At 66.1% G+C, this 24,565-nt stretch carries 30 protein-coding genes, 1 other RNA gene and 1 pseudogene; 21 read left to right on the top strand and 11 right to left on the bottom strand.

Features of this window, described 5'->3' with window-relative positions; genetic code table 11:
• Nucleotides 1-72: 72 nt before the first annotated feature.
• Nucleotides 73-2,283 (top strand): M28 family peptidase, encoded by a 2,211-nt coding sequence (locus H8M03_RS01705; RefSeq protein ID WP_187480058.1) that lies wholly within the window; start codon nt 73-75, stop codon nt 2,281-2,283.
• Between the two features lie 6 nt (nt 2,284-2,289).
• Here the strand turns inward: H8M03_RS01705 and rplS are convergent, their stop codons facing one another.
• Genes rplS through H8M03_RS01690 form a run of 3 tightly spaced genes read right to left on the bottom strand, consistent with a single transcriptional unit; the run spans nt 2,290 to nt 3,760 of the window.
• A complete protein-coding gene (gene rplS / locus H8M03_RS01700) occupies nt 2,290-2,709 on the bottom strand; it encodes a 50S ribosomal protein L19 (RefSeq protein ID WP_187480057.1) in 420 nt (139 codons plus the stop codon).
• Between the two features lie 5 nt (nt 2,710-2,714).
• A complete protein-coding gene (gene trmD / locus H8M03_RS01695; RefSeq protein ID WP_187480056.1) occupies nt 2,715-3,446 on the bottom strand; it encodes a tRNA (guanosine(37)-N1)-methyltransferase TrmD in 732 nt (243 codons plus the stop codon).
• Complete coding sequence (locus H8M03_RS01690) at nt 3,443-3,760, bottom strand: hypothetical protein (protein WP_187480055.1); 318 nt, start codon at nt 3,758-3,760, stop codon at nt 3,443-3,445. Before H8M03_RS01690 ends, trmD begins: the two co-directional genes overlap by 4 nt.
• A 50-nt stretch (nt 3,761-3,810) precedes the next feature.
• Between H8M03_RS01690 and H8M03_RS01685 the strand changes: the two genes are divergently transcribed.
• The gene (locus H8M03_RS01685; RefSeq protein WP_187480054.1) at nt 3,811-4,770 is read left to right on the top strand and encodes an NAD(P)/FAD-dependent oxidoreductase; all 960 of its coding nucleotides are present in this window, start codon (nt 3,811-3,813) and stop codon (nt 4,768-4,770) included.
• 58 nt (nt 4,771-4,828) lie between these two features.
• Nucleotides 4,829-5,440 (top strand): hypothetical protein, encoded by a 612-nt coding sequence (locus tag H8M03_RS01680; RefSeq protein ID WP_187480053.1) that lies wholly within the window; start codon nt 4,829-4,831, stop codon nt 5,438-5,440.
• Here the strand turns inward: H8M03_RS01680 and rimM are convergent, their stop codons facing one another.
• The 4 genes and pseudogenes from rimM to H8M03_RS01660 form a co-directional block, all read right to left on the bottom strand.
• Entirely contained in the window at nt 5,441-5,854 is a 414-nt protein-coding gene (rimM, locus tag H8M03_RS01675) for a ribosome maturation factor RimM (RefSeq protein ID WP_484592931.1), read from the bottom strand.
• Between the two features lie 293 nt (nt 5,855-6,147).
• A pseudogene (gene rpsP, locus H8M03_RS01670) lies at nt 6,148-6,609 on the bottom strand (30S ribosomal protein S16); the annotation flags it as partial.
• Between the two features lie 26 nt (nt 6,610-6,635).
• Entirely contained in the window at nt 6,636-8,099 is a 1,464-nt protein-coding gene (gene ffh, locus H8M03_RS01665) for a signal recognition particle protein (RefSeq protein WP_187480051.1), read from the bottom strand.
• A gap of 164 nt (nt 8,100-8,263) precedes the next feature.
• On the bottom strand, nt 8,264-8,725 hold the full coding sequence (locus tag H8M03_RS01660; RefSeq protein WP_246448976.1) for a hypothetical protein: 462 nt from the start codon (nt 8,723-8,725) through the stop codon (nt 8,264-8,266).
• Between the two features lie 86 nt (nt 8,726-8,811).
• On the opposite strand from H8M03_RS01660, the gene dapF reads away from it, so the two are divergent.
• The 6 genes from dapF to H8M03_RS01630 are packed head-to-tail and all read left to right on the top strand — an operon-like array spanning nt 8,812 to nt 14,005.
• Complete coding sequence (dapF, locus tag H8M03_RS01655) at nt 8,812-9,624, top strand: diaminopimelate epimerase (RefSeq protein ID WP_187480049.1); 813 nt, start codon at nt 8,812-8,814, stop codon at nt 9,622-9,624.
• On the top strand, nt 9,621-10,778 hold the full coding sequence (locus H8M03_RS01650; protein WP_187480048.1) for a MiaB/RimO family radical SAM methylthiotransferase: 1,158 nt from the start codon (nt 9,621-9,623) through the stop codon (nt 10,776-10,778). Before dapF ends, H8M03_RS01650 begins: the two co-directional genes overlap by 4 nt.
• On the top strand, nt 10,775-11,692 hold the full coding sequence (ftsY, locus tag H8M03_RS01645; protein ID WP_187480047.1) for a signal recognition particle-docking protein FtsY: 918 nt from the start codon (nt 10,775-10,777) through the stop codon (nt 11,690-11,692). The genes H8M03_RS01650 and ftsY overlap by 4 nt, the downstream gene beginning before the upstream one ends.
• Nucleotides 11,689-12,303 (top strand): septation protein A, encoded by a 615-nt coding sequence (locus tag H8M03_RS01640; RefSeq protein ID WP_187480046.1) that lies wholly within the window; start codon nt 11,689-11,691, stop codon nt 12,301-12,303. The genes ftsY and H8M03_RS01640 overlap by 4 nt, the downstream gene beginning before the upstream one ends.
• Complete coding sequence (locus tag H8M03_RS01635; RefSeq protein WP_187480045.1) at nt 12,300-13,247, top strand: ABC transporter ATP-binding protein; 948 nt, start codon at nt 12,300-12,302, stop codon at nt 13,245-13,247. Before H8M03_RS01640 ends, H8M03_RS01635 begins: the two co-directional genes overlap by 4 nt.
• Entirely contained in the window at nt 13,244-14,005 is a 762-nt protein-coding gene (locus H8M03_RS01630) for an ABC transporter permease (protein ID WP_187480044.1), read from the top strand. Before H8M03_RS01635 ends, H8M03_RS01630 begins: the two co-directional genes overlap by 4 nt.
• Nucleotides 14,006-14,054: 49 nt before the next feature.
• Here H8M03_RS01630 and H8M03_RS01625 read toward each other — a convergent pair whose 3' ends face one another.
• Complete coding sequence (locus tag H8M03_RS01625; protein ID WP_187480043.1) at nt 14,055-14,678, bottom strand: superoxide dismutase; 624 nt, start codon at nt 14,676-14,678, stop codon at nt 14,055-14,057.
• A gap of 80 nt (nt 14,679-14,758) precedes the next feature.
• A complete protein-coding gene (gene pspF, locus H8M03_RS01620; RefSeq protein ID WP_187480042.1) occupies nt 14,759-15,814 on the bottom strand; it encodes a phage shock protein operon transcriptional activator in 1,056 nt (351 codons plus the stop codon).
• A gap of 180 nt (nt 15,815-15,994) precedes the next feature.
• On the opposite strand from pspF, the gene pspA reads away from it, so the two are divergent.
• From pspA to H8M03_RS01575, 9 genes are read left to right on the top strand one after another with little or no spacing between them, the layout of a single operon-like run.
• Nucleotides 15,995-16,666: a phage shock protein PspA gene (gene pspA / locus H8M03_RS01615; RefSeq protein ID WP_187480041.1), complete on the top strand. Its 672-nt coding sequence runs from the start codon at nt 15,995-15,997 to the stop codon at nt 16,664-16,666.
• On the top strand, nt 16,666-16,971 hold the full coding sequence (gene pspB / locus H8M03_RS01610; protein WP_187480040.1) for an envelope stress response membrane protein PspB: 306 nt from the start codon (nt 16,666-16,668) through the stop codon (nt 16,969-16,971). The genes pspA and pspB overlap by 1 nt, the downstream gene beginning before the upstream one ends.
• A complete protein-coding gene (pspC, locus tag H8M03_RS01605; RefSeq protein ID WP_187480039.1) occupies nt 16,968-17,357 on the top strand; it encodes an envelope stress response membrane protein PspC in 390 nt (129 codons plus the stop codon). The genes pspB and pspC overlap by 4 nt, the downstream gene beginning before the upstream one ends.
• Nucleotides 17,358-17,368: 11 nt before the next feature.
• Nucleotides 17,369-17,713: a hypothetical protein gene (locus H8M03_RS01600; protein ID WP_187480038.1), complete on the top strand. Its 345-nt coding sequence runs from the start codon at nt 17,369-17,371 to the stop codon at nt 17,711-17,713.
• The gene (locus H8M03_RS01595) at nt 17,710-17,997 is read left to right on the top strand and encodes a hypothetical protein (protein WP_246448974.1); all 288 of its coding nucleotides are present in this window, start codon (nt 17,710-17,712) and stop codon (nt 17,995-17,997) included. The genes H8M03_RS01600 and H8M03_RS01595 overlap by 4 nt, the downstream gene beginning before the upstream one ends.
• A 27-nt stretch (nt 17,998-18,024) precedes the next feature.
• Entirely contained in the window at nt 18,025-18,312 is a 288-nt protein-coding gene (locus tag H8M03_RS01590) for a hypothetical protein (protein ID WP_187480037.1), read from the top strand.
• Nucleotides 18,309-18,551: a hypothetical protein gene (locus tag H8M03_RS01585; protein WP_187480036.1), complete on the top strand. Its 243-nt coding sequence runs from the start codon at nt 18,309-18,311 to the stop codon at nt 18,549-18,551. Before H8M03_RS01590 ends, H8M03_RS01585 begins: the two co-directional genes overlap by 4 nt.
• 32 nt (nt 18,552-18,583) lie before the next feature.
• Nucleotides 18,584-19,000 carry a SufE family protein gene (locus H8M03_RS01580; RefSeq protein WP_187480035.1) on the top strand — a complete coding sequence of 139 codons (417 nt, stop codon included), beginning with the start codon at nt 18,584-18,586 and terminating at the stop codon, nt 18,998-19,000.
• Complete coding sequence (locus H8M03_RS01575; protein WP_187480034.1) at nt 18,997-19,419, top strand: PaaI family thioesterase; 423 nt, start codon at nt 18,997-18,999, stop codon at nt 19,417-19,419. Before H8M03_RS01580 ends, H8M03_RS01575 begins: the two co-directional genes overlap by 4 nt.
• Here the strand turns inward: H8M03_RS01575 and H8M03_RS01570 are convergent.
• A complete protein-coding gene (locus tag H8M03_RS01570; RefSeq protein ID WP_187480033.1) occupies nt 19,409-19,954 on the bottom strand; it encodes a DnaJ domain-containing protein in 546 nt (181 codons plus the stop codon). The genes H8M03_RS01575 and H8M03_RS01570 overlap by 11 nt on opposite strands.
• A 72-nt stretch (nt 19,955-20,026) precedes the next feature.
• Nucleotides 20,027-20,402: RNase P RNA component class A (rnpB, locus tag H8M03_RS01565), an RNA gene on the bottom strand.
• Nucleotides 20,403-20,496: 94 nt separating this feature from the next.
• Between rnpB and H8M03_RS01560 the strand changes: the two genes are divergently transcribed.
• The 3 genes from H8M03_RS01560 (at nt 20,497) to H8M03_RS01550 (ending at nt 24,541) form a co-directional block, all read left to right on the top strand.
• The gene (locus H8M03_RS01560; protein WP_187480032.1) at nt 20,497-21,045 is read left to right on the top strand and encodes a sulfotransferase family protein; all 549 of its coding nucleotides are present in this window, start codon (nt 20,497-20,499) and stop codon (nt 21,043-21,045) included.
• A 154-nt stretch (nt 21,046-21,199) separates the two neighbouring features.
• A complete protein-coding gene (locus H8M03_RS01555) occupies nt 21,200-22,303 on the top strand; it encodes an extracellular catalytic domain type 1 short-chain-length polyhydroxyalkanoate depolymerase (RefSeq protein ID WP_187480031.1) in 1,104 nt (367 codons plus the stop codon).
• A gap of 123 nt (nt 22,304-22,426) precedes the next feature.
• Nucleotides 22,427-24,541, top strand: coding sequence for a catalase (locus H8M03_RS01550; protein WP_187480030.1), 2,115 nt, complete (start codon nt 22,427-22,429; stop codon nt 24,539-24,541).
• The last annotated feature ends 24 nt before the right edge of the window (nt 24,542-24,565 follow it).

Raw genomic sequence — 24,565 nt, 5'->3', positions numbered from 1 at the left:
CCCGGGCGCCTATCGCACCCGCGCGGTGAAAGCGATATGGCGCTTCGGCGGCGAGGGACAAGCGGGGGCTTCATGCGTCGATTGCTGATTCTGCTGGCGCTGCTCGCGGTCATGCTTGCCGGCCTGGCCGCGACCCGGTTGCTGATCCAGCCGCCGGCGGTGCGCACGGACAATACAACCGGCCAGTTCGACGCGGCGCGGGCCAAGGCGCGGCTGGCGGCCGTGCTGGGCGACGAGCGGCCCCACCCGACGGACAGCGACGGCAATGACGCGGTTCGCGATCGGCTGGTCGCGCAGTTGCGCGCCATCGGCCTCGACCCGGTCGTTCGCGACCAGTTCGCCTGCAATACGATCCACAAGCAGCGCGGCGTGACCTGTGCCCGGGTGCGCAACGTGATCGCCGCGCTGGGCCCGGCAAGCGGGCGGGCGCTGCTGCTCAACGCCCATTACGACAGCACGTTGGTCGGGCCGGCCGCGGGCGACGACGGGGTCGGGGTGGCGACCTTGATGGAGGTCGCCGCGCTGATGAAAAGCGAACGGCTGGAGCGGCCGATCCTGTTCCTGTTCAACGAAGGCGAGGAACTGGGCCTGATCGGCGCCCGTGCGTTCCTGGCCGACCCGTTGAGCCGCACCGTCGACAGCCTGATAAACCTGGAAGCGCGCGGCACCACGGGGCCGGTGACGATGTTCGAGACCAGCCTGCCCAACGGCCCGCCGGTCCGCGCCTTCGCCGCCGCGGTCGACCGGCCGTTCGCCAATTCGCTGACCACCGATTTCTATCGCCAGCTGCCCAATTACACCGACGTCACCAGTTTCGAGGAGCGCGGCTGGACGACGCTCAACTTCGCGATGATCGGCAACGAGACCCGTTATCACAGCGCCGGCGACAATCTGGCCGCGCTCGACCCGCGCAGCATGCAGCATATGGGCGACCAGACGCTGGCCGTGGCCCGCCAACTAGCCGGCGGCGCCCCGGCCGGCGGCGGCACCGCGCTGTTCACCGACATCGCCGGGCGGGTGCTGGTGACCGTGCCGGCATGGCTTGGCTTCGCGCTGTTCGACCTGCTGCTCGCCGCCTTTGCGGTCATCGCCTTTCGCCGCGGCGGGATGTGGCGCGCGCTGGGCATCGTGCTGCTGGCGCTGGTCGGATCGGCGGGCCTGGCGTGGGGCGGGCATGAGCTGGTGGCCATGGCGCGGGCCGGCGCTTTCTGGCGCGCCTATCCGCTGTGGACCTTCATCGCCGCTTACGCTTGCGGGCTGTTCGCGGCGGTGGCGGCAATGGCGTTGCTGGCGCGGCGAGTGACGGTGCCGCAATTGCGGACGGGCTACTGGCTTGGTTTCCTGCTGCTTGGCGCGCTGGTGCTGCTGATCGCGCCCGGCGGAGCGATCTTCTTCCTGATGCCGCCGCTGGCGATGCTGGCGGGTGTGCTGGCCGGGCGCTGGTTCGCGTGGGGCGAGCGGGCCGGCGCGATCATCGCGGCATTGTTGCTGTGGCTGACGCTGGGCGAAGTCGTCGCGCTGCTGGGCGAGCTGCTGGTCACCGGGCCGTTCTTCGCCTTCGCGCCGCTGGCGATGCTGGTCGTCCTGCCGTGGTTGATCGAGGCCAAGGCGCTGATCGATACGCATGGCCGGTGGCTGGCGGCGGGCGTTGCCGGGGTGTTGATGGCCGGCGGCTGGGCGGCGGTGGCCGCTGCCCCGGCCTATTCCGCCGACCGGCAACAGCGTTTCTTCATCCAGCACGCGACGGACGTGAACGCGGGCAAGGCCTATTGGGCGGTCGGCAACGACCAGTCGCCATTGCCCGAAGGATATGGCGGCATGGCGTGGCGGTGGGGCAAATTGCCCTATGGCGAACGCGAACGGTGGCTGGCGGACGCCGCGGCGGTCGCGGGACTGCGCCCGCCGGAAGTGACCGTGGTTGAATCCTTGGTCGAGGACGGGTGGCGGACGGTCGTCTTTCGCATCGCGTCGAACGGCGCCGACAGCGTGACCCTGACCGCACCCGGCGACGCACAGCTGGTGTCAGCAGGCAACGGAGCGTTCGTGCGCAGGTTCAGCGGCGAGGCCGAGGGCGATTTCCAGGTGACCTGTTTCGGGCGCAGTTGCGACGGCGCCACGCTGCAGCTGACCGCCGCGTCGCCACGAAAGCTGTCGGTGACGCTTTCCGGCGTGTGGGGCGGGCTGCCGGCCGGAGCGAGCGCACTGGTCGGGCAGCGGCCGCGCAATGCACGGCCGCAATATGTCCCGGATTCGACTGTGACGCTGGAGCGGATCGCGCTCTAGCGGGATTTAGCTGTCGCTCTTCTCGGTCGCCTTGGCCTTCTTTTCGGCCTTGGCTTCCTCGCGCTTGGGATCGCGACGCTCGGCGATACGCGCCGACTTACCGGTGCGGCCGCGCAGGTAGTAGAGCTTGGCGCGGCGAACGACGCCGCGACGCACGACCGTGATCGAATCGATCGACGGCGAATAGAGCGGGAAAACACGCTCCACGCCTTCGCCGAAGCTGATCTTGCGGACGGTGAAGCTGGACCCGACGCCCTTGTTGGAGCGGGCGATGCAGACGCCTTCGAAGTTCTGCACGCGGCTGCGGTCGCCTTCGACCACCTTCACGCCAACCTTCAGCGTGTCGCCGGGACGGAATTCGGGAATCTCTTTGTCTGCGGTGAGCGCGTCGATTGCTTCGCGCTCGAGGGTCTCGATCAGGTTCATGGTCTTCAGGCCTTCGTATCTCGTCGCTGCGCGCCAGAGGGCGGTGCCTGCGATGCGCCCCCGTGGCGCTCGATCAGGTCCGGCCGCCGTAGCCGTGTATCTTCGAGCGCGCGTTCATGACGCCACGCCGCGATCTTCGCATGATCCCCCGATCGCAGCACTTCGGGGATCGTGCGCCCTTCCCATATCTGAGGTCGGGTATAGTGCGGATATTCGAGCAGCCCCTCGTCGAAGCTCTCTTCCTCTCCGCTGGAGGCGGCGCCCATTACCCCGGGAAGCAGCCTGACGCAAGCGTCGAGCAGGACCATCGCGCCAAGTTCGCCGCCCGAGAGCACGTAATCGCCGATCGACACCGGCTCAATCGCCCGCGCCTCGAAGATTCGCTCGTCGAACCCCTCGAAGCGGCCGCACAGCAGGATCGCCCCCTCCCCGCCCGCGAGCTGGCGCACGCGGGCCTGCGTCAGCGGCGCGCCGCGCGGCGTCAGGGCCAGCAGCGGACGGCCGTCGGCGGCGCTGTCGACGGCCGCGGCAAGCACATCGGGCCGAAGCACCATCCCTGCCCCGCCGCCCGCAGGCGTGTCGTCGACGCTGCGGTGCTTGTCGGTGGCGAAGTCGCGGATCTGCACGGTTTCCAGCGACCAGGTGCCCTCCTGCAGCGCGCGCCCCGCCAGGCTGACGCCCAGCGGCCCCGGAAACATCTCGGGATAGAGAGTGAGGACGGACGCGCGAAAGGTCACCGGCGCAGTCCCCGCTGCCGCAGCAGCGCGCCGAGCAGGCCGCCGACGAAGCCGAGTGCGATGGAAATCAGCCCGCCCTGCACGATGGTGACCAGGGCAAGGTCCTTCATGTCGCCGCCGACCTTGTCGGTCGACAGCAGCTGGATCACCGCCGCCAGCGTCGCCAGCGCGGCCATGACGGGCAGGATCGAGGCCGCGGCCAGCCCCTGCTTGCGCGCACCCCAGTGCGGAAACATGCGGTGGAAGATGGTGACGCCGATCGCGCCGGCGATCACGGCGATGGAAAATGCGAACAGGATGAAGGTCAAACTCATTCATTTGGGCTAGTCGGGAACTGGCGAGGCGGCAATCCATTGGGCCGCGCATGGACAAACCACGCGATTGCCTGATCATCGGCGGCGGACCGGCCGGCCTGACCGCCGCCATCTACCTGGCCCGCTTCCACCTCAACATCCTGGTCGTCGATGCCGGCAAGAGCCGCGCCAAGTGGATTCCGTGCACGCACAACCACGCCGGTTTTCCGGACGGCATCACCGGCGAGGAACTGCTCGACCGGATGCGCACGCAGGCGCAGAAATATGGCGCGAAGATCATCAACGACCGCGTGACGAAGCTTGAGCGCGACGACGACAGCGGCCTGTTCACCGCAACCTGGGGGTCGGGCACGCAACAGGCGCGGATGGTCCTGCTGGCAACGGGCGTGACCAACCGCCGCCCGCCGATGGACGAAGACCTGCACGACGAGGCGCTGGCGCAGGGCCTGATCCGCTATTGCCCCATCTGCGACGGCTATGAAGTGACGGACAAGCGCGTCGGCGTGATCGGCAGCGACAGCCATGGCGTGGCGGAGGCGATCTTCATCCGCAGCTTCACCGCCGACGTCACCCTGATCGCGCCGGACAAGGCGATGGACCTCAACGCCGAAGACCGGGCCCGGCTGGAAGCCGCATCGATCCCGTTCATCGACGGTCCCGCGCAGGCCGTGGCCATTTCCGAAAAGTGCATCATCGTCGAGACCGCCGAAGGCACGCAAAGCTTCGACACTGTGTACCCCGCGCTGGGCTCCGACACGCATACGGCGCTGGCCGAGATGCTCGGCGCCACGCTCAACGAGCAAGGCTGCGTGACGGTCGATTCGCATCAGCGGACCAGCGTCGAGGGCATGTATGCCGCCGGCGACGTGGTCATCGGACTGGACCAGATCAGTCATGCGATGGGCGAAGGCGGCGTCGCCGCGACCACCATCCGCAACGATCTGGCCAAACAGTCGCCGATGCTGCGCGAACCCGATGCGGAAATGACGGAAGCCGCCGACGGCAGCTAAGGCGCTGGCGCGGATTGGCACCCGCCCGTATCAGGGAGCCGGTCGGGGGGCCGGTGTCATGACCAAAATCGAAATCTTCATGATGATGTACAGCCTGCTCATCGGGCTGGCGATGGCCGGTCTGATGTCGGGCATCGGAGAATTGCTGCGCGGACGCGAGAAGCCGCAGTGGGGCGTCCTCGTTCCGCTGGCCAGCGCGGTCCTCTTCACCACCCTGCTCGGCGCGTTCGCCGAAGCCTACAGCTATCGCAATATCGGCATGTCATTCAGCTCGATGGGGCTGCCGGCCATCGCCGGAGTGCTCTATTATCTCGCGGCGATCCTTACCGTTCCCCGCGAACAGGATGGCTGGAACGATCTCGACGCCTATTTCCTCGCCCGAAAGCATCTCATTTTCGGAAGCCAGCTGGCAGCGTTAACGGTGCTCGTGTTCGGGGTCGAAGTTCCCAGGGCGGTGTCGTTGGGACGCCCCATCTTCAGCAACGGGGCCTATTGGTTCGGCAATCTGGCCATGATCGCGCTTCTCGCAGTGCCGATCGTCACGAGCCGCCGGGCCGCCATCATCGCGGCGATGATCGGGACCCTCGTCATGCTCTGCATCATCTATGTGCTAGACCAGCCGATGGCCGACACCTTCCGGGCGCTGTTGGCGTTCTTCTCGGGCGGCTGATCAGGCGAGGAATTCGGGGTCGAGCTCGATGCGCGTGTCGATGAGGTCGGCGATGCCGGCCTTGAACGGGATCAGCGACCGCTTGCCATCCGCGGTCTCGATTTCAAGCAGGTCGCCCGCGCCGTAATTTTCCACGCCGGCAACTTTGCCGACCGGACGTCCGTCGCGATCGACGCATTCCAGCCCGACCAGGTCGGCGTGATAATATTCGCCCTCTTCCAGCGGCGGCAGGCTGGCGCGGTCGATTTCGACCAGCGATCCGCGCAGGGCCTCCGCGGCCGAGCGGTCGGCGATGCCGGCCAGGCGCGCCACCGCGCCGGTGGGGCCGGGGCGCACGCTTTCAAGCGCGTGTTCGACCCCGCCGACGATCAGGCGCGTGTGGCGCTTGAGGTTGTCGATGCTGTCGGTGAACAATTTGAGGCGCAGCTCGCCCTTGACGCCATGCGCTCCGGCAACGGCGGCAAGGGCGATGCGCTGCGAAATCGGCGTTACTCCGCCTTTGCTTCGGCGTCGTCGGCCTTTTCCGCGCCTTCCGCGGGCGTGTCTTCGGCAGCGCCTTCGGCGGGCTCGTCGGTCGACTGGCCTTCGTTGGTCGCTTCGTCGGCCGGCGTGGCTTCGTCGGCCTTCGCTTCTTCCGCCGGAGCGTCTTCAGCCTTGGCGTCTTCGGCCGGGGCTTCTTCAGCCTTGGCTTCCTCAGCCGGAGCCTCAGCAGCCGGAGCCTCTTCCGCGGCCGCTTCCTCGGCCGGCGCTTCGGCGGCGGCGTCTTCGGTCACGGTGTCCTCGGCCAGAGCAGCCTCTTCTTCCTGCGGCGCGGCAGCGGCTTCGGCGGCCTCGGCTTCCTTGGCGGCGCGGGCTTCGACGCGTTCCTTGGCCTTTTCGCCCGGCTCGGCCTTCTTCGGGTTGTTGCGGGCCGGACGCTCCTTGATGCCGGCGGCATCGAGGAAGCGCAGGACGCGGTCCGACGGCTGCGCACCGACGTCCAGCCAATGCTTGATGCGGTCGGCGTCGAGCTTGACGCGCTCCGGCGAATCCTTCGCCAGCAGCGGGTTGTAGATGCCGACCTTTTCGATGAAGCGGCCGTCGCGCGAATTGCGGCTGTCGGTCACGACGATGCGATAATAGGGACGCTTTTTGTTGCCGCCGCGGGCCAAACGAATTGCTACTGCCATGTGATCAATCCTCTTCGTAAACTACGTTATTTCTTGGTGAATTTGTCGAAACCAGGTGGAAGGTTGAACGGTGCTCCGCCGCCCAGGCCGGGAAGTCCTCCGGCCCCGCCGGCGCCGGTCAGGTCGGGCAGTCCGCCCGCACCGCCAAGGCCGCCGCCACCGCCGAACATCGCGGCGAGCTTGCCCAGCCCGCCCATTTTCTTGAGCCGCTTCATCGCGGTCGACATCTCCTGGTGCATCTTGAGCAGCTTGTTGACCTCCTGAACGGTCGTCCCGCTGCCCTTGGCGATGCGGATCTTGCGCTTGGCGTTGATCAGCTCCGGCCTGGCCCGCTCCCGCGCGGTCATCGAGCTCATCATCGCTTCGAGATGGACCAGCGCCTTGGTGTCCTGCGCCTTTTCCATCGCGCCCTTCATGCCCTTCATGCCCGGAAGCATGTTGGCGAGCGCACCGAGGCCGCCCATGCGCTGCATCTGCGCGATCTGGGTGCGCAGGTCGTCGAGGTCGAACTTGCCCTTGGCCATCTTGGCCGCGAGCTTTTCCGCGTCCTCGACCTGGATCGTCTCGGCCGCCCGTTCGACCAGGCTGACGACGTCGCCCATGCCGAGAATGCGCCCGGCGATCCGTTCGGGGTGGAACGCCTCGAGCGCTTCGAGACCTTCGCCGACGCCGGCGAACTTGATCGGCTGGCCGGTGACCGCGCGCATCGACAGGGCCGCGCCGCCGCGGGCGTCGCCGTCGAGGCGGGTGAGCACGACGCCGGTCAGATCAACATCGGCGGCAAAGCCCTTGGCGACGTTGACAGCGTCCTGGCCGGTCAGGCTGTCGACCACCAGCAGGGTTTCGGTCGGGCTGGTGGCCGCGGCGACGGCCTTCATTTCGCCCATCAGCTGTTCGTCGACGTGGAGACGGCCTGCGGTGTCGAGCAGGACGACGTCATAGGCCTGCAGCCGCGCCGCCTGGACCGCGCGCCGGGCAATATCGACCGGTTGCTGGCCGGCGATGATGGGGAGCGTGTCGACGCTGGCCTGACGGCCGAGCACGGCGAGCTGCTCCTGCGCCGCCGGGCGGGCCACGTCGAGCGAGGCCATCAGGACCTTCTTGCGCTGCTTTTCGGTCAGGCGCTTGGCCAGCTTGGCGGTCGTGGTCGTCTTGCCCGAGCCCTGCAGGCCGACCATCATCACCACCGCCGGGGGATTGACGTCGACGCGCAATTCGGACGTGTCGGCGCCGAGCGTTTCGACCAGCTGGTCGTGGACGATCTTGACCACCATCTGGCCCGGAGTGACCGAGCGCAGCACTTCCTGGCCGATCGCCTTTTCGGTCGCCTTGTCGACGAAGTCGCGAGCGACGGGGAGAGCGACGTCGGCTTCGAGCAGCGCCACGCGCACTTCGCGCATGGCCGAGCGGACGTCGGTCTCGCTCAGCGCGCCGCGGCCGCGCAGCTTGTCGAAAACGCCGGAAAGGCGATCGCTCAGGTTGTCAAACACGCACTTCTCCTCGTGATGCCGGGCGCCCTAGATAGGGATGCACAACGCATTTTGCGCCGGCGGACGAAACCTCGTCGGCCGGCGTGCACTCCTCATCCCAAGGCGTGCTCGACATCAATGGTGTCCGAAGACGGTTGGCCCCCTACGCGGAGCCGCCGTGAAAATCAACTCAGCCGGGGCTTGCCCTTGGGCTTGCGGCGCGGGCGGTTGGGGCCGCCCGGACCACTGGGGCCACCGCCGGGCTTGCCCGGGCCATCGCCACGCGGCCGGCCGGGACCATCACCGCGAGGCCGACCGGGGCCATCGCCGCGGGGCGGGCGCGGGCTGCGGCGCGGGCCGTCGCCGGGAGGGCGCGGGCGGCGGTCGCGTTCGGGCACGCGGTCGAGCGGGCGGGACTGCTGCATCTGCTGCTTGGGACCGACGGCATAGCCTTCCTTCAGCAGCATGGTGAAGGCGGCACGGGTACTTTCGACGATCGCGTCCTGCACGTCCTTGGGCAAATCGGCGAAGGTGACGTTGGCATGGATCGCCTGAATGTCGCGGACCATGTTGTTGGGCAGCCCGCCCGACGCCTTCTTCAGCGCCTGCATGGCATCGAGGACCGCCGAAAAGACGACGGATTGCATTACTTCGTTCGCTGGCCTCTGCATGCCGTTCAAAACCTTCACTGGTGGACTAAGCGCCCGGCGCTGCCTAAGTGCGGCGCCGACCCATGGCACTGCACTTCCACAAGATGCACGGCCTCGGCAACGATTTCGTGATCGTTGACGGGCGCGAACAGGGCGTGACGATCACGCCGGAGCTGGCGCGCGACATCGCCGACCGCCATCGCGGCGTGGGTTGCGACCAGCTGATCCTGATCGAAAAGTCCAACAAGGCCGATGTGTCGATGCGCATCTGGAACCATGACGGCAGCGAGGTCGAATCGTGCGGCAACGCGGCGCGCTGCGTCGTCGCGCTGACCGGGGCCGGGACCATCGCAACGCCCGCGGGCGTGATCGAGGGGTCGGCCAGGGGAAGCGACATCGAGGTGTCGATCGTCGAACCCAGCTTCGACTGGCAGCGGATCCCGATTTCCTATGCGATGGATACCAGCGCGCTGCCGATGCAGTGGGGGCCGCTGAAGAACGGGTTCGCGGTGAATGTCGGCAACCCGCACGTCGTTTTCTTCGTCGACGATCCCGATACGGTGAACCTCGACCAGCGCGGGCCGGAGATCGAGAATGACCCGGTTTTCCCGGAGCGGATCAACGTCCATGTCGCGACCGTCCGGGACGACGGCATCCACATGCGGTCGTGGGAGCGCGGCGCGGGCCTGACGCTGGCCTGCGGCACCGGCGCCTGCGCCACCGCGGTCGCGGCCATCGCCACCAAGCGCGCGACCAGCCCGGTGGAGGTGCACATGCCCGGCGGATCGGTCACGATCACGTGGGAAAAGGGCGAAAAGCTGCTGATGCGCGGCGGCGCGACCCATGTGTTCGAAGGCGATCTGGAGCTCGAGCATCTGGCGCGGTGCGCTTCATGAGCGTCGAGACGGTGAGCCTCGGCTGCCGGCTCAATTTCGCGGAAACCGAAAGCATCGCCCGGGCCGTGCCCGAAGGCGAGCAGTGGGTGATCGTCAACAGCTGCGCGGTCACCGGCGAGGCGGTGCGGCAGAGCCGCCAGGCGATCCGCCGCGCGCACAAGCGCCGGCCCGACGCCCGCATCCTCGTCACCGGTTGCGCGTCCGAGCTTGATCGACAGGCGTTCGAAGCCATGCCGGAAGTGACGAAAATCGTCAGCAATTCCGACAAGTTGCGTGCGTTTGACGTCAAGGCGTCACCGGTCGCCGCAGGCACGCATTCGCGGGTTCGCAGCTTCGTCGCGGTGCAGAACGGCTGCGACCATCGCTGCACCTTCTGTTCGATCTGGCAGGCGCGCGGGGCGAGCGTGTCCCTACCGTTCACCGCCATCCGCGAGGCCGTTGCGCGCGATCTCGACCGCGGCGTGCGGGAAATCGTCCTGACCGGCGTCGACATCACCGATTACGCCGGTGGGCTGGGCGAGTTGTGCCAGCGGCTGCTGGCAGCCGAGCCGCGGCTGCAGCGGCTGCGCCTGTCGTCGCTGGACAGTATCGAGATCGACGATGCGCTGGTCGAATTGTTGCCGGACACGCGGCTGCTGCCCCATTTCCACCTGTCGCTCCAGGCCGGCGACGACATGATCCTCAAGCGGATGAAGCGCCGGCACAGCCGTGCGCAGGCGGTCGGCGCGGTCGAGCGCATCCGGGCCGTGCGCGGCGATGCGACTTTCGGCGCCGACATCATTGCCGGATTTCCGACGGAAACTGAGGAGATGGCAACGAACAGCCTGAATTTGCTGGGCGATTGCGACATCATTGCCGCTCATGTCTTTCCCTTTTCCCCGCGTCCGGACACGCCGGCGGCGCGGATGCCGCAGCTGGACCATGCGACGATCAAGGCGCGGGCCGCACGGTTGCGCGATGCGGCCGCGACGCGGCGCCAGGCCTGGCTCGATACGCTCGTCGGATCGCGCCAGCGCGTGCTGGTCGAGACCAACCAGCGCGGGCACAGCGACGGCTTTGCACCGGTGGCGATTGCCGGGGCGGCGCGGGGCGCTTACGGCATGGCCCGGATCACCGCCCGCGACGGCGACACACTGACAGGCATATTCGAATGAGTTGGCTCGACCGGCTGCGCGGCGGCTTTTCCAAGACGGCGGACAAGCTGGCCGACAATCTCACCGGCCTGACCAGCCGCGCCGCGCTCGACACGTCGACGCTCGACGATATCGAGGAAGCGCTGATCGCGTCCGACATCGGGCCCGAAGCATCGCACCGCATCCGCGAGGCGATCGCCCGGCAGAAGTTCGACCGGCTGGACGAGCGCGGGCTTCGGTCGATCCTCGCCGAGGAGATCGAAAAAATCCTCGCTCCCGTCGCCAAGCCCTTGCAAGTATGGGGTTTTCCGCGACCGCACGTCATCCTGGTGATCGGCGTCAACGGATCGGGCAAGACGACGACGATCGGCAAGCTCGGCCAGTGGCTGACCGAACAGGATTATGGCGTCCTGCTGTGCGCCGGCGACACGTTCCGCGCCGCGGCGATCGAGCAACTCAAGATCTGGGGCGAGCGGATCGGCGCGCCGGTCATTTCCGGCAAGGAAGGCGCCGATCCCGCGGGGCTCGTGTTCGACGGGGTCAAGCAGGCGACGGCGCAGGGCATCGACGTGCTGGTCGTCGATACCGCCGGCCGGATGCAGAACAAGTCGCACCTGATGGAGGAGCTGTCGAAGATCCGGCGCGTGCTGGGCCGGCTAAATCCCGAGGCGCCGCATGACGTCATCCTCGTCCTCGACGCGACCACCGGGCAGAACGCGCTCAACCAGGTCGAGGTGTTCCGCCAGACTGCCAACGTCAGCGGGCTGATCATGACCAAGCTGGACGGGACCGCGCGCGGCGGCGTGCTGGTCGCGGCGGCCGAGCGTTTCGGCCTGCCCATCTACGCCATCGGCGTCGGCGAGACCGCCAGCGACCTTCGCCCGTTCGACCCCCGCGCCGTTGGCCGCGCCATTGCAGGATTGCCGCCCGAATGAGCGCCGAGAAGAAACCGTCCACCGGATCCCAGCTGCTGATCGACGTCGGGCCGCTGCTGGTGTTTTTCGCGGCCAATTATCTGGCGCCCGTACCGCCGGCGCTGAAGATCTTCGTCGCCACCGGCGCCTTCATGGCGGCAATGGTCGCGGCGATGATCTATTCGGCGCTGCGCTTCGGCAAGATTTCGCCGATGCTGTGGTTTTCCGGGGTGCTGGTGGTGGTCATGGGCGGGGTGACCATCTGGCTCCACGACGAGACCTTCATTAAGGTCAAGCCGACCCTGTATTACCTGTTCGTCTCGGCCCTGCTCGGCTTCGGGCTGCTCAAGGGCAAGCCGCTGCTCAAGATGGTGCTCGGCAGCGCCTATCCGGGGCTGGAGGAGGAAGGCTGGCGCAAGCTGACCCGCAACTGGGCGGTCTTCTTCCTGTTCCTGGCCGCGCTTAACGAGGCGGTGTGGCGCAACAGCTCGACCGAATTCTGGATCGGTTTCAAATTGTGGGGCGCCATCCCCCTTACTTTCCTGTTCGCGGCCGCCAATATCCCGATGCTCCTTCGCCACGGGCTCAACCGTGACGAAGCCATCCCAGAGGAGCCCGGCCCGATCGAATGAGCGATGACGTCATCCTGTCCGTCCGCGGCCTGCGCAAGTCGTACGCCAGCGGCACCGAGGCGCTGAAGCCGATCGACCTCGACATCAAGCGGGGCGAGATTTTCGCGCTGCTCGGCCCCAATGGCGCGGGCAAGACGACGCTGATCAGCATTATCTGCGGCATCGTCACGCCCAGCGGCGGCGAAGTGCTGGTCGACGGGCAGGACTGGCGCACCCATTTCCGCCATGCGCGGCGGGAAATCGGGCTGGTGCCGCAGGAATTGACGATGGACGTGTTCGAGCCCCTGCTCAACACCGTCTCCTTCAGCCGCGAACTGTTCGGCTATCCCGCCGATCCGAAGCGGATCGAGGAAATCCTGCGCAGCCTGTCGCTGTGGGACAAGCGCAAGGCGATCCTCAAGGAATTGTCGGGCGGTATGAAGCGCCGGGTGATGATCGCCAAGGCGCTGGCTCACGAACCCAAAATCCTGTTCCTCGACGAGCCGACCGCGGGGGTCGACGTCGAACTTCGCCGCGACATGTGGAATTTGGTACGCAAGCTGCGCGACCAGGGGACGACGATCATCCTCACCACCCATTATATCGAGGAAGCCGAGGAGATGGCCGACCGCGTCGGGGTCATCAACAAGGGCGAACTGATCCTGGTCGAGAACAAGGACGAGCTGATGAAGAAGCTCGGCCGCAAGGTGCTGCACCTGCAACTGGTCGAGCCGCTCGCCGCGGTGCCCGCCAGCCTTGCCGAATGGTCGCCCAGCCTGGACGCGGACGGCAGCGTCCTCACCTACGAATTCGACGCCAAGGCGGAACGCACCGGCATCGCCTCGCTGCTTGCTGCGATGCGCGACGCCGGCATCGCCTTCAAGGACCTCGACACCAAGGAATCGAGCCTGGAGGACATTTTCGTCGAGCTGATCGACCATAAGCGGCAGGAGACGGCGGCATGAACTGGCGCGGCATCCTGGCGATCTACAAGTTCGAGATGCACCGATTCCGCCGCACCCTGTGGACGGGGCTGGCGGTGCCGGTGATCACCACCTCGCTTTACTTCATCGTCTTCGGCGCCGCGATCGGCAGCCGGATGACGGAGATCAACGGCATTCCCTATGGCGCATTCATCGTGCCCGGGCTGATGATGCTGAGCCTGTTCACCGAGAGCATCTTCAACGCCAGCTTCGGCATTCACATGCCCCGATTTACCGGGACCATCTACGAAATCCTCTCGGCGCCCCTGTCGGCGATCGAGACGGTGATCGGCTATGTCGGGGCGGCGGCGACCAAGGCATTGTCGGTGGCGGCCGTGATCTTCGTCACCGCGCACCTGTTCGTCGACGTCAGCGTTGCGCATCCGTTGCTGGCGATCCTGTTTATTCTGCTGGTGGCGGTCACCTTCTGCCTGTTCGGCTTCATGGTCGGCATCTGGGCCAAGGGGTTCGAGCAGCTGCAGGTCATCCCGCTGCTGGTCGTCACCCCCCTCACCTTCCTTGGCGGCGCCTTTTACTCGATCGACATGCTCAACGAGCCGTGGCGGTCTATCACCCTGTTCAACCCGGTGGTTTACCTGATCAACGGTTTCCGCTGGACCTTCTTCGGACAGGCCGACGTGGCGTTCGGAACCGCGCTTGCCGCGACCCTCGCCTTCCTGCTGCTGTGCCTTGCCGGAGTCTATGCCATCTTCCGCACTGGATACCGGCTAAAGCAATAAAAAGGGCTGCCGAAGCAGCCCTTTAACGCATACAGTTTGAGACGTCCTATCAGCTGCCCTGATCGGCGCGCTTGAGCCCGTCGCCATCCAGGTTTTGGGCGACGAAGTCCCAGTTGATGATGTTCTGCAGCACGGTCTTCAGATAATCTGGCCGGGCGTTGCGATAGTCGATGTAATAGGCATGTTCCCACACATCGAGCGTCAGCAGCGGGGTCATGCCGTGCACCACCGGCGTGTCGGCGTCATGAAGTGACGTCACTTCCAGCTTGCCGTTGTTGAGCACCAGCCAGCCCCAGCCGCTGGCGAAATGGTTGGCGCTTTCCGCCTGCAGCTTGTCGAGCAAGGTGTCGTGCCCGCCGAAATCGCTGTCGATCATGTCCTTCAGCTTGCCCGACGGCTTGGTCGACCCTTCGGGGGCGAGGCACTGCCAGAAGAAGCTGTGATTCCATATCTGGGCGGAGTTGTTGAACAGGCCCTTGTCGCCCTTGTCCTTAGCGGCCTTGATCACGTCGACCAGCGAGGCGCCCTCGAGGCCCTTTTCGCCCAGCATGCCGTTTGTCTTGTCGACATAGGCCTTGTGATGCTTGGCATAATGGTAATCGAACGTTTCGGCCGACATGTGCGGCTCCAGCGCGTTCTTCGCGTACGGCAGTTCGGGAAGCTCAAAGGCCATGTGCTCTCGCTCCTGTAAATTATGGCTGTCGATTGGCTAACGCGACTAGGCGCGCTCTGTTGCAAGTCAATTGCGGCCGGTCAGCGCGCGGCGGCGGCGTCGAGTAGCTTATGTCGCTTCAGCGCATGGCGGAGCTGGTCGTAGCTAAGGCCGATCGCGGCGGCGGTCGCGCGCTGGTTGTAGCGATTGGCCCCCAGCGCCTGTTCGAGCAGCGAACGCTCGTAAGCGTCGACGGAGGCGCGGAAATCGTCGGTTTCGACCGGCACATCGGCAGTCGCGGGCTCGTCCGCGGGCGCCGTTTCGGAGACCTCTTCGGGCGCACCGGACGGTTCGGACGCAGGTGCACTCGAGGGCTTTGGCGCCCACGGGGAAGCAAACGGGTCGAACTGAATCGCGTCGACCGGTCGTTCCGGATCCTCCCAGCGATAGACCGACCGTTCGACCACGTTGCGCAGCTCGCGCACGTTGCCGGGCCAGGAGTAGCGTTCCATCTTCGCCTTCACGTCATCGGAAAAGCCCGGCCAGTTGGACCAGTCGAGCTCGACCCCCATGCGGCGGCCGAAATGTTCGGCCAGCAGAGGGATATCGCCGGTGCGGACGCGCAGGGGCGGCAGGGTCACGACCTCGAAGCACAGGCGGTCGAGCAGGTCGGCGCGAAAGCGCCGCTGCTCGACCAGCGTCGGCAGATGCTCGTTGGTGGCCGCGACGATGCGCACGTCGACCTTGACCGGCTTGGACGCGCCGATGCGGGTGATTTCGCCATATTCAACCGCGCGCAGCAGTCGGTCCTGCGCCGGCGACGACAGGGTCGCCAGTTCGTCGAGGAACAGGGTGCCGCCGTCCGCTTCCTCGAAGCGTCCGTGACGGGTCTTGGCAGCCCCGGTGAAGCTGCCCGCTTCGTGGCCGAACAGCTCCGCCTCGATCAGATTTTCAGGCAGAGCGGCGCAATTCATCACCACCAGCGGCCCCGACCAGCGCGGCGACAGATGGTGCAGGCGCTCGGCGATCAGTTCCTTGCCGGTGCCCCTTTCGCCGATGACCAGCACCGGCCGATTGAGTGCCGCAGCGCGGCTGGCGCGCTCGACCGCGTCGAGGACGGCATTGCTCTGGCCGACAAAGGTATCGCTGCGTTCCATGCCGCCCCGTCAGAAATTCACCGACTGTTGGTGCGAAATGCCACGAGTTGGCAAGATATTTCGCCTTGAAAACAGCCGGATTTCGAGACTTTTCGCACATTCTCTGGAATTTTCAAACTTGGCATGGTTTCTGCATGTGAAATGGGCAGAAAGGGCCCCTATGACTATTGGAGTGGCTAGATGAGCATTTTTTCCCGGACGCGGGACATCTTCGCTGCGAACATGACCGAGCTCCTCGATCGCGCCGAAGATCCGGCGCGGATGATCCGCATGATCATCCTCGAGATGGAGGAGACCCTGGTCGAAGTTCGCGCCAGCGCGGCGAAAACCATCGCCGACGGCAAGGACATGCGGCGCACTCTCGCCCGGCTCGACGAATTGCAGTCGAGCTGGACCGAGAAGGCCGAGCTGGCCTTGTCCAAGGATCGTGAGGACCTGGCCAAGGCCGCGTTGATCGAGCGGCAGAAGGCGGCCGACATGGCCACCGGGCTGAAAGAGGAGATCAAGGTCCTCGACGACACGCTGCGCGGTTACGAGGCGGACATCGCCAAGCTGCAGGGCAAGTTGCGCGAGGCGCGGGTCCGGCAGAACGCGATCGCCCACCGGCTGGAAAGCGCGGTCACCCGCGCCCGCGCCAACGAATTGCTCAACGGCAATCGGACCGAGGATGCGTTCAGCCGGTTCGAGGTACTGGAACGCCACGCCGACTTCGCCGAAGGGCGGGCGGAGGCGCTGGGCATGACCGGTCCGAAGACGCTGGAAGAGGAATTCGCCGAGCTCAAGTCGTCGGACAAGGTCGATGCGGAACTGGAAGCAATGAAGGCGGCGCTGGCCGCGAGGGGGAATAAATAATGGGCGAGCTGGTTCCGGTCCTTGCGATCGTCATCCTGTTCCTGGGATTGCCGTGGCTGATCTTCCACTACGTCACCAAGTGGAAGTCCGCGGCGACCCTGACCGGCGACGATGAAAAGCTGCTCGACGAGCTGCACGACATCTCGCGCCGCCTGGACGAGCGGATGTGCACAATCGAGCGGATCATGGCCGCGGAAAATCCCAACTGGCAGCGCGATTGCCTGCCCGATGTCGGGACCACCGTGACGCCCGACCTCAACGTCATCCGCGAACGGACCCGCATTCGCAGTGGAGAGGGCGCATGAGCACGCAACCCCCGAGCCGGACGAAATTCTATCTCGACAAGAAGAACGGCAAGGTCATGGGCGTGTGCGCCGGCCTGGCCGATTATACCGGCTTCGACGTCACCCTGGTCCGCATCCTGATGGTGCTTGGCGTGGTCATGGGCGGCGGCGCGCTGATCCCGGTCTATTTCGTCACCGGCTGGATCGCCGAGGACCGCCCGCGCGAGCTGCAGGACAGCGGGCCGGAAGAAAAGAAATTCTGGCAGGGCGTGCGCACGTCGCCGTCGCGCACCGCCCGCGACATCAAGTCGCGCTTTCGCGATATTGACCGCCGGCTGGCGCAGGTCGAACATTATGTGACGATCGAGAACCGGTCGCTGGCCCGCGAAATCGAGCAGCTGCGCTAGGGAGGGCGGATATGGACCAAGGCTATCTGGACATTCTCGAGATGCTGCTCGGCGTGTTGCCGTTCATCGCCGTAATCGTCGTCGCGGCGGTTGCCGGGTCACTGTTCAACACCTGGATCCGGATCCGCAACGGCTATCCGCTGCAGAACAGCTGGGGCATGCCGCTGCATCCCAAGTCGGACCGCGAACAGGCGGAGCGCATTACGCTGCTGACCAACGAGAACGCGCAGCTGCGGGCGGAGATCGGGTCGATCAAGGACCGGCTGGCCACGGTCGAGCGGATCGTCACCGACGAGCCGGCGCGCCTGGGCCGCGAAATCGATGCGCTGGTCGAACAAAAGGGAGGACGGGCATGAACCCGGGAGACGTTCTGGCAATCGTGATGACCGTGCTGCTGCCGGTCGCGCTATTGCTTTACATCGCGCGGCGCTATTTCGCGCTCAAGGAAAAGCGGCTGGAGGTCGACGCGATGCTGGCCGCGGAAAAGGCCGCGCAATATGTGTCGCAGTCGAAGGAAATGGAGCAGCGCCTGCGCGTGCTTGAAAAGATCGTCACCGACGAAGGTGCTCAGACGGCGGGGCAGATCGAGGCGCTGCGCGAGCCGCGGGCACCGGCAAGGATCGGCGCGGACGTTGGCTAACAATCGGGTTGTGAAAGGGGGCCGCCGATGACGGGGCCGGGTGAAGTTTTCATTGCGTTGATCGTGATCGGCCTGCCGATCCTGTTGCTCATGCTGATCGCCAACCGCTATTTCCGGCTGCGTGAGAAGAAACTTGAGGTGGAAGCATCGCTGGCCGCCGAAAAGGCCGCGCAATATGCGTCTCGGTCGATCGAGCTGGAACATCGCGTTCGCGTGCTGGAGCAGATCGTCACCGACGCCGGTGTGCAGACCGCCAACCAGATCGAGGCGCTGCGCGACCAGCGCCGGATCGACAATGGAGCGCCCGGCCAATGAACCCGTTTGAAATGGTCGCGATCATCATGGTGGCGGTGACGATCATGGTCATCGTCCGGTCGAAGTACGACGCGGCGTCCAAGTCCCGGAAACACGCCGGGGATGACGAGCGCGTCGAGGCCAGGCAGCTGCGCGAGGAAGTCCAGCAGCTCAAGGACCGGATCAAGGTGCTGGAGCGGATCACGGTCGAGAAGGAAAACAGCCTGTCGGCGCAGATCGACGACCTGCGCGACCGCTAGAAGGCGGCGCCGCGCGCTGCTAGGCGGCAACGGTGACCGCCCTGCCCGCCATCAGCGAAATCCTCGATGACTATGCGTTTCTCGACCCCGAGGACCGCTACCGGCTGCTGATCGACCTGGGCCGGAAGCTCGAGCCAATGCCCGACGCGCTGAAGACCGACGCGACGCGCGTGCGCGGCTGTTCCGCCTCGGTATGGGTTTATCCGACGACCACCGGCGATGGGCGCCTGCATTTTCTGGCCGACAGCAATGCGGCGATCACCAAGGGCATCGTCGCATTGGTTCTGTCGGCGGTGCAGGACAAGGCGCCGGCCGACGTGGCCGCGACCGATATTGCCGCCGAACTGGCGCCATTCGAGCTTGGCAAGCATCTCAGCGCCAACCGGACGCAGGGCGTGCCCAACATGATCGCGCTGGTCCGCGAGACAGCGGAACGGCTGACGGCATGATCGGCGGGTTCGACCCCAAGGCCTTTTTCGAGGTGGCGCGCAAGGTCGGGCATGGTCGCGCGCTGGGCCTCGGCTTTCGCGATTCCGGAGAGAATTGGGCGGAGCTCGAATTGCCCTGGCGCGAGGAGCTGGTCGGCGTGCCCGAAAGCGGAATCCTGGCCACCGGCGCCATCGTCAGCCTGATCGACACGGCCAGCGGCACGTCCGTGTGGGTGACCATGGGCGTGTTCGCGCCGATCGTCACCGTCGACCTCAGGCTCGACTATCTGCGCCCGGCGGCGAAGGGGGAAACGATCATCGCGCGCTGCGAATGCGTGAAGTTGACCCGGCGTATCGGCTTCGTCCGCGGCATCGCCCATGGCGGCGACGAAGACCGGCCGATCGCGCTCAGCGCGGCGACCTTCATGCTCAATCGGTAGCGTCGAGCGCCAGCCGGCGATCCTCCGCGGCCTTGAGCACATCATAGGCCGCCTGGACCTCTTTGAACCTGGCCTCCGCTTCCTTGTCGCCGGGTTTCAGGTCCGGGTGGTTCTGCTTGGCGAGCTGCCGATAGGCAGCGCGGATGGTTTTGAAATCGGCGTCCCTGTCCAGTTCGAGGATCGATAGCGCCCGCATCTCGTCGCGGCTGCGGCTGTCGTCGCCGGGGCCCGCCCAGCTCCAGTGCGCGGAGCTCTTGAACCCGCCGGCGCCGGATGCTTCCTCGGAGGCGCGGCGGGCCGCTTCCTCGGGGCTCAGCCCGGCAAAGTAATTCCAGTTCTTGTTATATTCGGCAGCGTGGGATTCGCAGAAATACCACCGTTCCGGGCTGTTCGGCGCCTTGGGCGCGGGCCGGTCGCCAACTTCCGTACAGCCGTGCCGGTCGCACAGGCGCACGCGCGCCGCCTCCCGCCCCTCTTTCCCGTAGGAGCGCCAGCGGGGAAACCCCCAGTCGTTCGATCGCGTCGATTTGGCCACGGCCCAAGAGTAGGTGACCGGGCGGCGGAGTGCCAGTGCGGACTTCCGCGACGGCGGACCGGCAGGAGGAAATTTGCCAGAGGGCCTGTAAGCCGGGTTCTGTCCAGCGCCTTGCGGCGCCTGTGCGGCCATTCGTCTAGCCCCGCGCTTGCGCTCGGGGTCAAGCGACCAACCCGGGCGGCGAGCCGGAAAAGCTCATGCGCCGCCCCTATTCGGTCTTGCACCCGGTGGGGTTTACCGTGCCGTCCCTGTCTCCAGCGACGCGGTGCGCTCTTGCCGCACCCTTTCGACCTTACCCGGCCGAAACCGGGCGGTATGCTTTCTGTGGCACTGTCCCTGATCCCCGCTTGCGCGCGGACCGCCGGGCGTTACCCGGCACCGTTTTTCCGTGGAGCCCGGACTTTCCTCGCCCCCGCTTGCGCGGGGCCGCGGCCGCCCGGCCCTCTGGCACTGCGGCCTGTACAGCGTCCCGCGGCAAAGTGCGAGGGCGAGCGGCTGGCAAGCGCCGGCGGCCATGCTAGGTCTGCGGCGGGGGGCAGAGCGTGATATCGCACGAATACCGGTGCATTTTCATCCACCAGCGCAAATGCGCGGGCACGTCGATCATCCGCGCCTTCGGGATCGAGCCGCCATCGCCGGATTCCCATTACGGCAACGACGGCGCACTGGGCCGCGACGTGCAGGACTGGCCGGACGGCTACCGGGTCTTTTCCGTCGTCCGCAATCCGTGGGACCGGTTTGTGTCCGGCTGGAAATATCTGCCGACCTTGCGCGACAAGAGCCTGCGCGAAGTCCTCGCCGACCTGCCCACGGAAGGGCACGACTATCGCCACCTGACCCGGCCGCAGAGCGCGATCCTGTTCGATGACAGCGGACGGCCGGTCTTCCACGAGCTGCTGCGCTTCGAGACGCTGCAGGCCGACTTCGACCGCCTGTGCGACCGCCTGGGCAAGCCGCGCACCGCCCTGCCCCGCGCCAAGGCCAGCAAGCACGACGATTATCGCACCTATTACGACGAGAGGACGCGGGATGCGGTGGGCGACCTGTTCCTGCAGGATGTGGTGAACTTCGACTACGCGTTCGAAGGATAGGGCTCTCAACAACGCGAATCTGTCGATTCCGCACGTTCGGCCTTGATTTGAAGGGGACGGCACCGCATTTGTTGCAGTGCACAATAATTGGCCGCGGGCGGCAGCCGCGTATTCGATTTTCCTTCCTTGCTGCCGTTGAAAGGGCCTTTTTTTCATGCCCTCTATCTCGACCACCATCGACCGCCTGAAGCGGATGAAGCTGCCGTTGGCCAATGGCCATGCACTGCCGGGGTCCGGCCGGCTGACGCATCTCGACGATTTCGGGTCGAACCCCGGCAATCTGACGGGCCTGGTCCATGTGCCGGACGCCCTGCCCGCCCGCAGTCCGCTGGTGGTCGTGCTGCACGGCTGCACCCAGAATGCGGCCAGCTACGACAGCGGATCGGGCTGGTCTGCGCTGGCCGATGAATTCGGCTTTGCGGTTCTTTTCCCGGAGCAGCAGCGGACCAACAATGCGAGCCTGTGCTTCAACTGGTTCACGCCCGAGGACACACGGCGCGGCGGGGGCGAGCCGCAGTCGATCCGCCAGATGGTCGCCGCCATGGTCGAACGCCATGACATCGACCCGCAGCGGGTGTTCGTCACCGGCCTGTCGGCGGGCGGCGCGATGACATCGGTGATGCTGGCGACCTATCCCGACGTCTTTGCCGGCGGCGCGATTATCGCCGGCCTGCCCTACGGCGTCGCCAGCGGCGTGCCGCAGGCGCTCGAGCGGATGCGCGGGCACGGACATGACGAAGCGGCGCTGGGCAAGCAGGTGCGCCGCGCGTCGTCGCACAAGGGACCGTGGCCGACCGTCGCGGTGTGGCACGGCACGGCGGATTCGACAGTCGACCAGCTCAACGGCGCCCTGTCCGTTGCGCAATGGGCAGATGTTCACGGCGTCGGCGACCCGGCGTCGGAAACCCGCGACGGCAGCGAGACGCACCGCACCTGGGCGAACGCCAAGGGCAAGGTGGTGCTTGAAGAACATGTCATTGACGGACTGGGACACGGGACGCCAATCGCGGCGGCCGGCCCCGAAGCGTCGGGGACGCCCGGGCCCTATATGCTCGAAGCCGGCATTTCCTCGACCTACCGGATCGCGGCGTCCTGGGGCATCGTCCCGGCGACTGCGCCCGCCCGGCGCAAGCCGGCGCTTGCCGCCCGCCCGGCGCGTCCCGAACCCGCCGTTGCCGCGCCGCTGGCAGCACGGCAGCGCGGTCCGGCGGCGGTGATCAACGAGGCGCTTCGCTCCGCGGGACTGATGCCGCGCTGACCGGCCCTTCGTATCGCGGAATAAATATCTGAGGATAAAACGGAAATTCCGCCGCGCGAAGGGGAACGGAACGGCTTGCGGGCCGTCTGCCTGACACCCCCTTCACGCGACGGAGCTTTCCCCATGGCCAATACCCCCGATCATCCCGGCGGCGACGATTTCACATTCACCACGGGCGAAGGGGGCGAGACCCATCAGCAGGTCGCCAACGATGCCGGCGACGCCAGGCCCGAAAGCCGGCTGACCACCAACCAGGGCATCCGGGTTTCCGACAACCAGAACAGCCTGAAGGCCGGCGCACGCGGGCCGACGCTGCTGGAAGATTTCGTCCTGCGCGAAAAGATCTTCCATTTCGACCATGAGCGGATCCCTGAGCGGATCGTCCACGCGCGAGGGTCGGCCGCGCACGGCGTGTTCGAATGCACGGACCCGATCCCTGAGTTGTCCAAGGCCTCGCTGTTTGCCGAAAAGGGCAAGGAAACGCCGGTCTTCACCCGCTTTTCCACCGTTGCCGGCGGCGCGGGCAGCGTCGACACGCCGCGCGACGTGCGCGGCTTCGCGGTCAAGTTCTACACCGACGAAGGCAATTGGGACCTCGTCGGCAACAACATCCCGGTGTTCTTCATCCAGGATTCCATCAAGTTCCCGGACCTCATCCACAGCGTGAAGATGGAAGCCGACCGCGGCTTCCCGCAGGCGGCCAGCGCCCATGACACCTTCTGGGACTTCATCAGCCTGATGCCCGAATCGATGCACATGATCATGTGGGCGATGAGCGACCGGGCGATCCCGCGCTCCCTGCGTATGATCGAAGGCTTTGGCATCCACACCTTCCGGCTGGTCAATGCCGAGGGCAAGGACACCTTCTGCAAGTTCATCTGGAAGCCACAGCTGGGTGTTCAGTCGACGCTGTGGGACGAAGCGGTCAAGATCGCCGGCGCGGACCCGGACTATCACCGCCGCGACCTGTTCGAGGCGATCGACACGGGCGCCTTCCCGGCGTGGGACCTGTTCGTCCAGACGTTCGACGAGGATTTCGCCTCCAAGCAGCCGTACGACGTGCTCGACCCAACCAAGCTGATCCCGGAGGAAGTAATCGCTCCGCGCAAGGTCGGCACGATGACGCTCAACCGCAATCCGGATAATTTCTTCGCCGAGACCGAACAGTCCGCTTATTGCCCCGGCAACATCGTCCCGGGCATCGATTTTTCCAACGATCCGCTGCTGCAGGGCCGTCTGTTCTCCTATCTCGACACGCAGTTGAAGCGGCTGGGCAGCACTAACTTCCACCAGTTGCCGATCAACGCGCCCAAGTGCCCGATGCACAACTTCCAGCGTGACGGGCACATGCAGACCGCCGTGCCCAAAGGCCGCGCCAATTACGAACCCAACAGCCTGTCCGACAACGGCGAGGACGGCGGCCCGCGCGAATGCCCGGAAACCGGCTTCACCACCTTCACCGCCAACGACGAGCGCAACGACGGCGGGATGAAGGTCCGCGAGCGCGGCGAATTGTTCGCCGATCATTACAGCCAGGCACGGCTGTTCTTCCGCTCGCAGACCGAGATCGAGCAAGCCCACCTCGCCAGCGCGATCGTGTTCGAGCTGAGCAAGGTGATGATCGAGGCGGTGCGCATCCGCGTGATGGCCCGCCTGCGCAACATCGACGAAACGCTTGCCAAGCGCGTCGCCGACGGGCTCGCCATGGACCTGCCGGTCAAGGCCAAGGCGGCGCGCGAGCCGATCGACATGGACGACAGCCCCGCCCTGTCGATCCAGCAGAGCTACGACATCCCGATGAAGGGTCGGAAGGTCGCAATTCTGTTCGACGAGGGGTCGGACAAGTCATCGATCGACACGCTCAAGAGCGGCATCGAAAAGGACGGCGGCACCGCCTTCCTGGTCGCGCCCAAGGTTGGCGCGTTGAAGCTGAAGGGCGGGACGCTGGCCGCGGACGGCCAGCTGGCCGGCTCGCCGTCGGTGCTGTTCGACGCGGTCGCCTGTGCTATGATGCCGGACAATGCGAAGAAGCTGGCGAAGGACAGCGCGGCGCAGGGCTGGTTCATGGACGCCTACGCCCATTGCAAGACGATCGGTTATTGCCCCGCGACCAAGGAATTCATCCTCGACAAGCTGGGCATCGAGCCGGACGCCGGCGTGATCCCGAACGCCGATTTCCTCGGCGTCGCACCCGCGCGGCATTGGGACCGTGAACCCAAGGTGCGCATGCTGGCCTAGATGTCTGTGCGGCAGGCGCCGCGC

It is taken from the genome of Sphingomonas sabuli (assembly GCF_014352855.1).
Taxonomy (GTDB): Bacteria; Pseudomonadota; Alphaproteobacteria; order Sphingomonadales; family Sphingomonadaceae; genus Sphingomicrobium; species Sphingomicrobium sabuli.
This window is presented reverse-complemented; position numbering and strand designations above follow the sequence as displayed.